Genomic DNA, 13,759 nt, shown 5'->3' with positions numbered 1-13,759 from the left:
CACATGCAGGCCTCGCTGCCCCTGCTGTGCCTGCCCTGCGCGGGCGCCAGCGCCACCATGTACCTGCGCTGGCGGCGTGCGCTGCCACGCTGGATCGAGGTCGTGCCGGTCGAGCTGCCGGGCCGCGGCGGGCGCCTGGGCGAACGCTTCGTCGACAGCTTCGACCGCATGGTCGCGCAGCTGTGCGCCGAGCACGAAGGCCTGCTGCGCGGCCGCTACGCGCTCTTCGGCCACAGCATGGGCGCCTTGCTGGCCTGGGGCATGGCGCAGCACCAGCGGCAGCAGCACCGCCCGCTGCCGGGCGCGCTGATCGTCTCTGGCAGCGCAGCGCCTTCGCAGCGCGACCCTGACCGCTTTCTCGACATCACCGACGACGCAGCCCTCATCGCCGACCTGCGCAAGCAGGGCGGCACGCCCGACGAACTCTTCGACAGCCCCGAGCTGTTGCGCATGACGCTCGACACCCTCGGCGCCGACTACCGCCTGTGCCGCAGCTTCGTGCACGCCGACCCTGCGCCGCTGCCCGTGCCGCTGCATGTGCTGGGGGGCCGCCAGGACGACATCGCGCCGTGGCGCATGCAGGCCTGGGCCGCCGAGACCGCGCACGCGCGCTTCACGCTCGACTGGTTTGAGGGCGGCCATTTCTTCATCCGCCAGCACGAGACTCCCGTGCTGGCTGCGCTGGCGCGGCACCTTGCGCCGGCGGTGATGGCGGCAGGAGGCATCGATGCGGCTCGTGCCCTGGCGTGACCCGTTGCCGCCGGGCATCGCGTTGCACCGCCTGGACCTCGACCTTGCGACGGAGGACGGCGATGCCTGGGCCGATCTCACGCCGGACGAACACGCACGCGCCCACCGTTTCGCCCGCCGCGCCGACCGCGTGCGCTTCGCCCACACCCGCGCCGCCGTGCGCCGCCTGATCGCGCAGCGCCTCGCCTGCCGTCCGGCGGACGTGCCGCTGCGCGCCGACGCACACGGCAAGCCCTTCGTCGAAGCCGGCAGCGACAACGCCGTGCCCCTCTTCAACATCTCGCACGCCGGTGACCACGCGCTCATCGCGCTGGCCGACCCGGTGCGCATGCGCTGCGTGGGCGTCGACATCGAAGCCTGCGCGCGCGACCTCATGGCCGACGCCGATGCGCTGCTCGCCATGGCCTTCACCGCGCGCGAACAGCGCGAAATCCGCAGCGACGCCGACCTGCCACGCGCCTTCTACCGACGCTGGGTCGGCAAGGAAGCTGTGTTGAAAGCCGCTGGCGTCGGCATGGCCGAACACCTGCAAAGCGTCGGCATCCACCCCGACGCCCACGGCGCGATTGCCGTCGACTGCGCCGTGCCCGCGTGGGCCGGCATTGAAGCGATGGTGCTGTCCGCGCCGCCGGGCTATGCCGCCGCGCTGGCCTGGCACACCAAGGAACAACCCCTGTGAACCCGATGCATCCCGTGGACTTCGTGACCCACCTGCGCAGCCTCGCCGCGCAGCGCCCCGACGACATCGCCTTGATCGCCATCACCGACCGCGACGGCGCCGCACTCGACACGCCCATCAGCTACCGCACCCTCGACGCGCGCGTGCGCGGTCTCGCGGCGCACCTGCAGCAGGCTTTCGCGCCCGGCGGCCGTGCGCTCATCATGCTGGACAACAGCGACGACTACGTCGTGAGCTTCTTCGCCTGCCTCTATGCGGGCCTCGTTGCCGTGCCGGTGTTCCCGCCCGAGTCCACGCGCAAGCGCCACCTGGGCAAGCTCGAGGGCATCGCCGCCGACGCGGGTGCCTGCTGCGTGCTGACCCACGCCGCCATCCGCGATGCGATGGCAGGCGTGGCCGATGCCTTCGCGCAGGCCACGCTCATCGCCGTGGACGAGATCGATGCCGCCGGTGCCGACGCATGGCGCCCGCACACGCCGGCCGCCACCGACATCGCCTTCTTGCAGTACACCTCCGGCTCCACCTCGGCGCCCAAGGGCGTCATGGTCACGCACGCCAACCTGATGGCGAACATGCGCGCGATCGAAGAGGGCCTTTCCGTCTGCACGAGCGACACCTTCGTCACCTGGCTGCCGCTGAACCACGACATGGGTCTCATCGGCGGCCTGCTGCAGCCGATGCATCGCGGTGCGGTCGTGGCGCTGATGTCGCCGCGCTACTTCCTCGAGCGGCCCGTGCGCTGGCTCGAAGCCGTCTCGCGGCTGCGCGCCACGGTCAGCGGCGGGCCCGACTTCGCCTACCGCCTGTGCCTGGACCGCGTGTCCGACGCGCAACTGGAAAGACTCGACCTGTCGTCCTGGCGCCTCGCGTTCTCCGGCGCCGAGCCGGTGCGCGCCGACACGCTGCGGTCGTTCCAGCAACGCTTCGCGCCCGCGGGCTTTCCGGCCGAGGCGGTGTACCCCTGCTACGGCCTCGCCGAATCGACGCTGTTCGTCGCGGGCGGACACCGCGGCACCGGCATGGTCGCGCACGCCTTCGACAAGGCGCGCCTGGCGCAAGGCGCCGTGGTACGCGACGAGGGCGGCGGCATGCTCGTGGGCTGCGGCCGCAGCGTCACGCACCACGCGGTGCGCATCGTCGACACCACCACGCTGAGCGTGTGCGCGGACGGCGCCGTCGGCGAAATCTGGGCCTCGGGCCCGAGCCTGGGCAGCGGCTACTGGAACAAGCCCGAGGTGTCGCAGAAGGCCTTCGTCGAGCACGACGGCACGCGCTGGCTGCGCACCGGCGACCTGGGCTTCGTGCACGACGGCCAGCTCTATGTGGCCGGCCGCATCAAGGACATGATCATCGTGCGCGGCCACAACCTGTACCCTCAGGACATCGAGCGCGAAGTCGAGCGCGAGGTCGAAGCCGTGCGCAAGGGCCGCGTCGCGGCCTTCGCTGTCGAGGGGGCGGAGGGCGAGGGCATCGGCCTCGCGGCCGAGGTGTCGCGCAGCATCCAGAAGCTGGTGCGGCCCGAGGTGCTGGTCGAGGCACTGAGCGCGGCCGTGAGCGAGCAGTGCGGCGAGCCGCTGTCGGTCGTGATGCTGCTCAACCCCGGCGGCATGCCCAAGACCACGAGCGGCAAGCTGCAGCGCGGCGCCTGCCGCCAGGGATGGATCGATCGCACGGCCGACGCCTATGCCATCTACGCACACGGCGTGTTCGTGCTGGGCGGCAGCGCCCCTGCAGTCGGGACAACCGAAGCCGCACTCGACGACGTCGAACAGGCCCTCGCCACGATCTGGCACGAGGTGCTGCGCCGCCCGGCCGAACGGCCGCTGGCGCGCGATGCGCACTTCTTCACCCACGGCGGCAACTCGCTCGCCGCCACGCAGGTGGCCGCGCGCATCGGCGAGCGCTGGGACATCGACTTTCCGCTGCGCGCGCTGTTCGAACAGCCGCGCCTGGGCGACCTCGCGCGCGAACTGCGGCGCGTGCGGGCGCTCGGCCAGCGCCGCGCGCACCAGCCGATCCTGGCCCTGCCGGCCGAGCGCCGCACGGGGCTGCTCGCGCTGTCGCATGCGCAGGCGCGCCAGTGGTTCCTCTGGCAACTCGATCCGCAGAACAGCGCCTACCACGTGGGCGTGGCGCTGCGCCTGTCGGGCGTGCTGGATGCCGACGCAATGAAGGCGGCGCTCGAAGGCCTGCTCGCGCGCCACGAGAGCCTGCGCACCGTGTTCCGCTCGGCGGCCGACGGCACGGTCGACCAGCAGGTGCTGCCGGCGGCGCCGCTGGCGCTCGCCCACATCGACTTGCGCGCGCTGCCGGACGGCGACCGTGAAGGCGCCGCCGCCGCGCAGGCGCGCAAGCTGCAGGCCGAGCCCTTCGACCTCGTGGCCGGCCCCGTGCTGCGCGCGGCCTGGCTCCAGCTCGGCGACGCGCACCACATCCTCGCGATCGTCACGCACCACATCGTGTCCGACGGCGCCTCGCTGCAGGTGCTGCTCGACGAGTTCGGCGTGGCCTATGCGGCGCACGCGAAGGGCGAGACGCCGTCGCTCGCCACGCCACTGATCCAGTACGCCGACTACGCCGCCTGGCAGCGCGACTGGCTCGCCGCCGGCGAGGCCGAACGCCAGCTGGCCTACTGGCGCACCCAGCTCGGCAACGACCATCCCGTGCTGGCCCTGCCCACGGACCGCCCCCGCCATGCGGTCGCGAACTACCGCGCCGCCGCGCATGCCTTCGACCTCGACGCCGCCCTCGTCGCCCGCCTGCACGCCACCGCGCAGGCGCACGGCGCCACGCTGTTCATGGTGCTGCTCGCGGGCTTCCAGGCGCTGCTGCATCGCTACACGGGCCAGCCCGATGTGCGCGTGGGCGTGCCGGTCGCGAACCGCCACCGCCCCGAGACCACGGGCCTCATCGGCTTCTTCGTCAACACGCAGGTGCTGCGCGCCACGCTGAACGGCCGCACCCCGTTCGCGCAACTGCTGGCCCAGACCCGCGAGGCCGCGCTCGGCGCACAGGCGCACCAGGACCTGCCGTTCGAACAGCTCGTGGACGCCCTGCAGCCGCAGCGCAGCCTGAGCCACAACCCGCTGTTCCAGGTGATGTTCAACCTGCTGCGCGAAGACACGGCCGTGCTGCGCGGCCTGCCGGGCCTGGCGGTCGACGAGTACCGCATGGACGACAGCGCCGCGCAGTGCGAACTCGCGCTCGACATCCGCGAGCGCGCCGACGGCCAGGTGCGTGCGGTCTTCACCACGGCGGCCGAGCTGTTCGACGAGGAGACCGTCGCGCGCATGGCCGCACACTACCGCGCGCTGCTCGACGCGCTGACGGCCGACCCGGCCCGCGCCATCGGCGATGCGCCGTGGCTCGCTGCCGAAGAGCAGGCGCGACTGCACACCTGGGGCACGGGCCCATCGCCCGCATCCGCCGCGACGCCCGCGCATCGCCTGTTCGAAGCGCACGTCCGCCGCGCACCTGATGCCATCGCGCTGATCGCAGGCGACACCGAGCTCTCCTACGCCGCCCTCGACCGCCGCGCCAACCGCTTTGCGCACCGCCTGCTGCGCCACGGTGTGCGGCCCGACACGCCGGTCGCCGTGGCCGTCGATGCCCCGGTCGATCGCGTCGTCAGCCTGCTCGCCGTGCTGAAAGCCGGCGGCACCTACCTGCCGATGGACCCGTCGCACCCGCCGCAGCGACTGTCGGAGTTGCTGGCCGACAGCGGCGCCGCGCTGCTGCTGACCGGCAGCCACAGCTCGGTGGACGGACCCGTCACGCGCATCACGGTCGATGACGCATCGCTCGACGACGAACCGAACGAGGCGCCGCAAGTCGCGCTGCACGATCACCACCAGGCCTACGTGATCCACACCTCGGGCACCACCGGCCGCCCCAAGGGCGTGGCGGTCGCGCACGGCGCGCTGTCGATGCATCTGCAGGCCATGGCCGACACCTGCGGCTTCACGGCGAGCGATCGTTCGCTGCAGTTCGCGCTGCCGCATGTCGATGCCGCCATCGAGCAGTGCCTGCTGCCGCTGACCACCGGCGCCGCGCTGGTGCTGCAGCCGCAGTGGTGCTCGCTCGCCAGCGAACTCGACGCCCTGCTGCAGCGCCACTGCGTCAGCGTGGTCGACCTGCCGCCGGCCTACGCCCGCCAGCTGCTGCAAGACCAGCCGCCGTTCCACCACGCCGTGCGCCTCGCGCTCTTCGGCGGCGAGGCCTGGACCGGCGAAGACCTCGCGCTGGTCCGTCGCGTGCTGCACCCTGCACGCATCGTGAACGCCTACGGCCCGACCGAGGCCGTGATCACGCCGACCCTGTGGTCCGCCGACGCCGAGGCCATCGTGCAGGGCTACGCCCCCATCGGCCGCCCGGTCGGCCGCCGCACCGCCCATGTGCTCGACGCCGATCTGCAGCCCGTGCCGCAGGGCGTGCCCGGCGAGCTGTACCTCGGCGGCGACGGCCTCGCGCGCGGCTACCTCGGGCGCGCAGCGCTGACGGCCGAGCGTTTCGTCGCTGATCCCTTCGACGGGGCCGGCGGTCGCCTGTACCGCACCGGTGACCTCGTGCGCTGGCGTGCCGACGGCCAGCTCGAGTACCTCGAGCGGCTCGACCACCAGGTGAAGGTGCGGGGCTTCCGCATCGAACTTGGCGAGGTCGAGGCGCGCTTGCGCGAGCAGCCCGGCGTGCGTGAGGCGCTGGTGTGCCTGCACGAGGGCGCAGCGGGCCCGTCGCTCGTGGCCTACGTCGCACCCGCTGCAGGCGCATCGCTCGACGCGACCACGCTCAAGACGCAGCTGGCGCAGGCGCTGCCCGACTACATGGTGCCTTCGGCGCTGATGGTGCTCGACAGCTTCCCGCTCGGCGCCAATGGCAAGGTCGACCGCCGCGCGCTGCCCGCACCGGCGGCCGCCGGCACCCCAGGCTACGAAGCCCCCCGCGGCGACGTCGCGCAAACATTGGCCGCGATCTGGGCCGAGCTGCTCAAGGTCGCGCAGGTCGGCCTGCACGACAACTTCTTCGACCTCGGCGGCAACTCGCTGCTCGTGATCCGCATGCACCGGCTGGTGGAAGACCGCCTGCAGCCGGGCCTGGCGGTGGTCGACCTCTTCAAGTACCCGACCGTCGGCGCGCTCGCCCGTCACATCGAGCAGAAGGGGCGTGGCCCCGCCGCTGCCGCCACCGACGACGCCGCGCAGGCGAAGCAGCGCGCGCAGCAACAGCGCGCCGCCCTGCTGCAACGCCGCCGACCCACGGAAAGAACCCTCTGATGCACGCGCAAGACGACACCCCGCCTTCTTCCCCCGACACCACGGGCCTCGAGATCGCCATCGTCGGCATGGCCGGCCGCTTCCCCGGCGCGCCCGACGTGGACGCCTTCTGGCGCAACATCCGCGACGGCGTCGAGTCGGTCACCGTCTTCAGCGACGACGAGCTGCGTGCGCGCGGCGTGCCCGAGCGCGCGCTGGCCGATCCCGACTACGTGAAGGCCGGCGTGCTCTTCGACGGCTTCGACCGCTTCGACGCCGGCTTCTTCGGTTACTCGCCGCGCGAGGCCGAGCACCTCGATCCGCAGCAGCGCATCTTTCTCGAATGCGCCTGGGAGGCGATGGACCATGCGGGCTGGCCAGTGGGGCGTGATGGCCCGAAGGGCGGGGCGCCCGTCGGCGTCTACGCGGGCGACGGGCCCAACCTCTACCTCATGAAGCACCTGCTGCCCGCCGTCGGCATCGACGCGGGCACCGGCATCGCCGACATGCTGGGCCTCATGAGCGGCAACTCCGCCGGCTCGCTGTGCACGCGCGTGGCCTACAAGCTCGACCTGCGCGGCCCGGCGCTGAGCGTGCAGACCGAATGCTCGACTTCGCTGGTGGCCGTGCACCTGGCCTGCCAGGGCCTGCTGAGCCACGACTGCGACATGGCGCTGGCCGGCGGCGTGTGGCTCAACCTGCTGCAGGACGGCGGCTACCGCTACCAGAACGGCGCCATCCTTTCGCCCGACGGCCACTGCCGCGCCTTCGACGCCCGGGCCGCGGGCACGGTGATCGGCAGCGGCGCGGGCATCGTCGTGCTGCGCCGGCTGGCCGATGCGCTGCGCGACGGCGACACCATTCATGCCGTCATCAAGGGCACGGCCGCCAACAACGACGGCGCCGACAAGATCGGCTTCACCGCACCGAGCGTGCAAGGCCAGGCCGGCGCGATCCGCGCGGCGCAGCTGATGGCCGACGTGCCCGCGCACACGGTCGGCTATGTCGAGGCGCACGGCACCGGCACCACGCTGGGGGACCCGATCGAGCTGGCCGCGCTCACACAGGCCTTCCGTGCGGATGGCGGCGATGGCGGGCGCTGCGGCTACTGCGCCATCGGCTCGGTCAAGACCAACATCGGCCACCTCGACGCAGCAGCCGGCGTGGCCGGGCTCATCAAGGCGACGCTGGCGCTGCGCCACCGCACGCTGCCGCCAAGCCTGCACTTCGAGCAACCGAACCCGCAGATCGATTTCGCGAACAGCCCGTTCCGCGTGAACACCGAGGCGCTCCCGTGGCCCGAGGGCGATACGCCGCGCCGCGCGGGTGTCAGCTCCTTCGGCATCGGCGGCACCAACGTGCACGTCGTGCTGGAAGAGGCGCCGCCCGTGGCCACCGCCACCGAAACGGCCGGCTGGCAGGTGTTGCCGTTGTCGACCCGCAGCGCATCCGCAACGCGACAAGCCGCGCAGCAACTGGCCGAGCACCTGCGCGCGCACCCCACACTGCCGCTCACCGACGTCGCCCACACCCTGCAGGCGGGCCGCCGCGTCTTCGAGCACCGCAGCGCCGTGGTAGCTGACCATGCCGAAGGCGCCGTGCAATTGCTCTCGGCGGGCGAAGGACTGGCCGTGCGCGCCGCGCCCGCGCAGGCGCCCGAGGTGGTCTTCCTCTTCCCCGGTGGCGGCACGCAACATGCGCAGATGGGCCGCGCGCTCTACGAGGACGACGCGGCCTTCCGCGACGACATCGACCGCTGTTGCGCTTTGCTGGAGCCCGAGCTGGGCTTCGACCTGCGCACCGTGCTGTTCCCCGCACTGGGCGGCGAAGCCGAGGCCGACGCGCGGCTGTTCGACATCGCGCTCGCGCAGCCCGCGCTCTTCGTCGTCGCCTACGCGATGGCGCAGTGGTGGATGCGCCGTGGCGTGCGGCCCGCGGTGATGATGGGCCACAGCCTGGGCGAGTACGTCGCCGCCTGCCTGGCGGGCGTGTTCCGCCTCGAAGATGCGCTGCGAGTCGCGGCCCTGCGCGGACGCCTGCTGCAGTCGATGCCGCCCGGCGCGATGACCGCCGTGCCGTTGTCGCAAGCCGCGCTCGCGCCCTTCCTGGCGCCGGGCTGCGACCTCGCTGCCGCCAACGCCGAGCAGCTGAGCGTGATCTCCGGCCCGCGCGAAGCGGTCGAGGCCGCCGAGGCGCGGCTGCGCGCGGCGGGCCACCTGCCGCGCCGGCTGCATGTGTCGATCGCCTCGCACTCGGCGATGACCGAGCCGCTGCTCGCGCCGCTCGAGGCGCTCATCGCCTCGGTGCCGCGCCGGCCGCCGACGATTCCCTTCGTCTCGAACGTCACGGGCCAGCTCATCACGCCCGAAGACGCCATGAGCCCCGCCTACTGGGCGCGCCATCTGCGCGGCACCGTGCAGTACGCCGACGGCGTGGGCGCCTTGCTGCAGGTGCCGGGCCGCGTGCTGCTTGAGGTCGGTCCCGGCGAAACGCTGGCGGGCCTGGCGCGCCAGCATCCGCTGGCCGACACCGCCGCCGGCGTGCTCGCCAGCCAGGCGCATCCGCAGCAGCAGGCACGCAACGCGCAGCAGATTGCGCAGACGCTGGCCCAGCTGTGGGTCGCGGGCGTGGACATCGACTGGGCTGCCTGCCACGCGGGCGCCGCGCGTCGGCGCGTGCCGCTGCCGGCGTATCCGTTCCAGCGCCGCCGCTACTGGGTCGAAGCGCCCCGTGGTGCGAAGGCGCCGCAGCGCACCAACGCCGACGCGTTCTATGTGCCCTCGTGGCAGCGCACGGAGCCGCTGGTCGTCGCGCCTTCGACCGATACCGGCGGCTGCCTGCTCGTGCTCGGAGACAGCCGCAGCCTCACGGGCCACCTCGTGCGCCAGCTGCGTGCGCAGGGCCGCACCGTGGTGCTGGCCGAGCGCGGTAGCGCCTTCGCGCGCACGGGCCACGGCCACTGGACGCTGCGCCCCGGCGCGCGCGACGACCACGCGCGCCTGCAGGCCGAGATCGCGGCCGACTTCGGCGCCATCGCCGGCATCTACCACCTCTGGAGCCTCGACGAAGCGCTGCCCGCTCAACAGCCGCAGGCCGAGCTGCTCGAGCGCAGCTTCTTCAGCCTGCTCGCGCTCGTGCAGTCGCTCGACGCGGGCGAGCGCACGCTGCCGCTCGCCGTCGTCGCCAACCAGCTCGAAGACGTCACCGGCACCGAGCCGCTGTGCCCCGAGAAGGCCACGCTGCGCGGCATCGGCAAGGTGATCGGCCAGGAATACCCGCACGTGCATTGCCGCGTGATCGACGTGGTGCTGCCCGCGCCCGAAAGCGACGCCGAAGGCCGGCTGGTCGCGCAGATCGTGGTCGAGGCCGCGGCGCTGCAAGCCGAGCCCGGTGAGCCGCTCGTGGCCTGCCGTGGCGCGCACCGCTGGATCAAGACCTATGAGCCCGCAACACTGACCGCCGCTGCGCAGCCGCGCCTGCGCCGCGAGGGCGTCTACCTTGTCACCGGCGGCCTGGGCGGTGTCGGCCTCGCGCTGGCGAAGCACCTGGCCGTGCACTGGCAGGCGCGGCTGGTGCTGCTCGGCCGCACGGCGCTGCCGGCGCGCGCGGATTGGCCGGCGCTGGTGGCGGCCGACAGCACACCCGCCGATCTGAAGGCGCGGCTGCAGCAACTGCTCGAACTCGAAGCGCTCGGCGCACAGGTGCTCACCGTGTCGGCCGACGTGTCAGACGTCGACGCGGTGCGCGCCGCCCTCGCGCAGGCGAACGATCGCTTCGGTGCGCTGCACGGCGTCGTGCACGCGGCCGGCGATGCGGGCGGCGGCATGATGGCCGGACGCACGCGCGCGCAGGTCGACACCGTGTTCGCAACCAAGGTGCACGGCACGCGCGTGCTGTTCGACGCGCTGCGCGGCCAGCCGCTGGACTTCGTGCTGCTGTGCTCGTCCATCTCCAGCGTGGCCGGCGGCCTGGGCATGAGCGACTACGCCGCCGCCAACGCCTACCTCGACGCCGTGGCCGTCGCGCACGAACGACTCGGCGCGTTTCCGGTGTTCTCGGTCAACTGGGACGCCTGGCGCGGCCTGGGCATGGCCGCGCACATGGACGTGCCCGACGACATCGGCATGGACGGCCCCGAAGGCGCGCGCGTCTTCGAGCGCATCGTCAACGGTCCGGCGCGCGCGCAGACCGTCATCTCGACCGCCGACCTGGCCACACGCCTGGGCCCGCTCGACAACGGCATGCTCGACCTGCTCGGCGACGAGGCACCGGCCGCCGCCGCGGGCGCGGCCCATCCCCGGCCCGCGCTGCAGACCCCGTTCGTCGCGCCGCAGGGCGAGGTCGAGACCGCGCTTGCCGCGCTGTGGACCGAGCGCCTGGGCATCGCGCCCATCGGCGTGGACGACAACCTGTTCGAACTCGGCGGCGATTCGCTCGTCGCCATCCAGCTGCTGTCGCGCGTGCGCAAGCGTTACGCGACCGAGCTGCACCCCAGCGAGTTCTTCAAGGCGCCGACCATCGCCGGCCTGGCCGTGCGGCTCGGCGTCGCCTCGACCGCCGCCGCGCCGCAGCGCAGCGCGATGGAGATCACGCCCGTCGCGCGCGGCGGCGCGCTGCCGTTGTCGCCGATGCAGCGCCGCCTCTGGCTGGTCGACCGCCTCACCGACGCCGCCAACCGCAGCGGCCGCGCGGCCTACAACATGTCGGCCGGCCTCGCGCTGCACGGCGAGCTCGACATCGGCGCGCTGCGCGCCGCCATCGACGCGATCGTTGCGCGCCACGAGGTGCTGCGCACCGTTTTCACCGAGGACGACGAGGGCGAGCCGATGGCCGTCGTGCGCCCCGGCGCGCCGCTCGACATTCCCGTGATCGCACTCGACGACAGCGCGCGCTACGGCCCATTGTTCGACGAACTGGTGCGCGCACCGCTCGCGCTGGCCGAGGGCCCGCTCATCAAAGCCACCGTCGTGCGCATGGCCGCGCGCGAGCATGTGCTGGTGCTCGTGGTGCACCACATCGTGTTCGACGGCTGGTCGATCGCCGTGTTCGCACGCGAGCTGGCCGGTTTCTACGAGCGCGCACGGCGCGGCCAGCCGCTGCAACTGGCGCCGCTGCCCGTGCAGTACGCCGACTATGCCGCCTGGTATGCGCGCGCGCTGGCCTCCGACGGCTTCGCGCCGAAGGCCGCGTTCTGGCGCGAGCGGCTGGCGGGCGCGCCACAGACCTCGGGCATCAAACCCGACCACCAGCGCCCGGCCGTGCCCACGCATGCCGGCGACTCGGTGCGGCTCACGCTGTCGCCGGCGCTGTCGCAATCGCTGGCCGCGCTCGCGCGAGCGTCGGACACGTCGCTGTTCACGCTGCTGCTGTCGTCGTTCTTCCTGTTCTTCCACCAGGCCTCGGGCGCCGACGACATCGTCATCGGCACCGACGTCGCGGGCCGCGGCCACCCGGACCTCGAAGGGCTGCTCGGCTTCTTCGTCAACGTGGTGCCGCTGCGCTCGCGCCGTGCGAAGACAGGTGCCGACTTCGCGCAATGGCTGGCTGCCACCAAGGCCGACACCCTGGCCGCGATGGACCACCAGGACGTGCCTTTCGACCGCATCGTCGAGCTGTCGGGTGTGCCGCGTGCGCGCGACCGCAACCCGCTGGTGCAGGTGCTCTTCGTGCTCCAGAACACACCCGAGATCCGGTTCGCCATCGAAGGCGCCGAGGTCCAGGTGCTGCCCCAGCAGATGAACGAATCCAAGTTCGACCTGGCGGTGTTCGCCAGCGAACACGACGGCGCGCTCACCGCCGAGTGGGTGTTCGCCACCGACCTCTACCGGCGGAAGACCGTCGAAACCTTCACCGCTTCGTGGCATGCGCTGCTGGAGCGGATCGTCGCCACACCCGGCCAGCCGATTGACGCGCTGGCCCCCATGCCCTCGGAGGAATCCATCGCCATGACAAACGCTCCCAACGTCCGCCCGGCCTCGAAACTGGACAAGCTCGGCAAAATTGGAAAGCTCGACGCCCTGGGCGCCGGCCGCGCGCCCGTGCGCGCCGCCGCGCGGCCCGCCGTGCAGACCTCGTTTTTGAAGCCCGGCGCCGAATTTCCCATCGTGCTGCAGGCCACCAGCCCCGAGCTCGACACCGTGGCCTGGGCCAAGGGCCAGGCCGACTACATCGAGATGCTGGTCGCGAAGCACGGCGGCATCCTGTTCCGCGACTTCGGCCTGAAGACCCCGCAGGACTTCGAGGCTTTTGCCGAGGCCATCGAGCCCGAGCTGTACGGCAGCTACGGCGACCTGCCGAAGAAGGAGGGCGGCAAGAAGACCTACCGCTCCACGCCGTACCCCGAGCGCCAGATGATCCTGTTCCACAACGAGAGCGCGCACCTGGACCGCTGGCCGCGCAAGCAGTGGTTCTTCTGCGAGCTGCCGTCGCCCGTGGGCGGCGCCACGCCCATCGTCGACTGCCGCGAGATGCTGCGCCGTCTGCCGGCCGAGGTGGTCGCCGGTTTCGAGCGCAAGGGGCTGCAGTACGTGCGCACCTTCACGCCCGGCCTGGACGTGAGCTGGCAGGACTTCTACAAGACCGACCGCCGCGAAGACGTCGAGGCGCGCCTGGCCGCTGCCGGCATCGAATGGCGCTGGTTCGACGGCGGCACGCTGCAGACGCGCACCCGCTGCCCGGCCGTGATCCGCCACCCGCTGACCGGCGAGCGCGTGTTCTTCAACCAGGTGCAGCTGCACCACGTCGCCTGCCTCGAGCCGCAGGTGCGCGAAGACCTGCTGGCCATGGGCGGTGTCGAGCGCCTGCCGCGCCACGTGACCTACGGCGACGGCTCGCCCATCGCCGACGAGACCATGGCCATCGTCGGCGAGGCCTACGAGGCCTGCGCCGTGCGCTTCGACTGGCGCCAGGGCGACGTGGTGATGCTCGACAACATGCTCGCCGCCCATGCACGCGACCCCTTCGAGGGCCCGCGAAAGATCGTGGTGGCGATGGGCGCGATGTTCGACCGCGCCGCGCTCGACGACGGCGCGCGCGGCACCGAGTCCCGCCTGGCCGATGAGCAAGGTGCATGACTGAAATG

The 13,759-nt window shown here is 72.4% G+C and carries 4 protein-coding genes; all 4 read left to right on the top strand.

The features are described 5' to 3' along the window. The first annotated feature begins 3 nt into the window (after positions 1-3). Genes AC07O4_RS01010 through AC07O4_RS00995 form a run of 4 tightly spaced genes read left to right on the top strand, consistent with a single transcriptional unit; the run spans position 4 to position 13,751 of the window. Positions 4-750: a thioesterase II family protein gene (locus tag AC07O4_RS01010; RefSeq protein WP_495303499.1), complete on the top strand. Its 747-nt coding sequence runs from the start codon at positions 4-6 to the stop codon at positions 748-750. After that, on the top strand, positions 728-1,429 hold the full coding sequence (locus tag AC07O4_RS01005; protein ID WP_495303498.1) for a 4'-phosphopantetheinyl transferase family protein: 702 nt from the start codon (positions 728-730) through the stop codon (positions 1,427-1,429). Before AC07O4_RS01010 ends, AC07O4_RS01005 begins: the two co-directional genes overlap by 23 nt. Before the next feature lie 5 nt (positions 1,430-1,434). Beyond that, positions 1,435-6,699 carry an amino acid adenylation domain-containing protein gene (locus AC07O4_RS01000; RefSeq protein WP_495303497.1) on the top strand — a complete coding sequence of 1,755 codons (5,265 nt, stop codon included), beginning with the start codon at positions 1,435-1,437 and terminating at the stop codon, positions 6,697-6,699. Beyond that, the gene (locus AC07O4_RS00995) at positions 6,699-13,751 is read left to right on the top strand and encodes an SDR family NAD(P)-dependent oxidoreductase (protein ID WP_495303496.1); all 7,053 of its coding nucleotides are present in this window, start codon (positions 6,699-6,701) and stop codon (positions 13,749-13,751) included. The genes AC07O4_RS01000 and AC07O4_RS00995 overlap by 1 nt, the downstream gene beginning before the upstream one ends. Positions 13,752-13,759: the final 8 nt, after the last annotated feature.

This window comes from Variovorax sp. GW821-FHT09D04, assembly GCF_059416405.1.
Note: the sequence above shows the minus strand (reverse complement) of the source record. Positions and strands in the feature narration are given on the sequence as shown.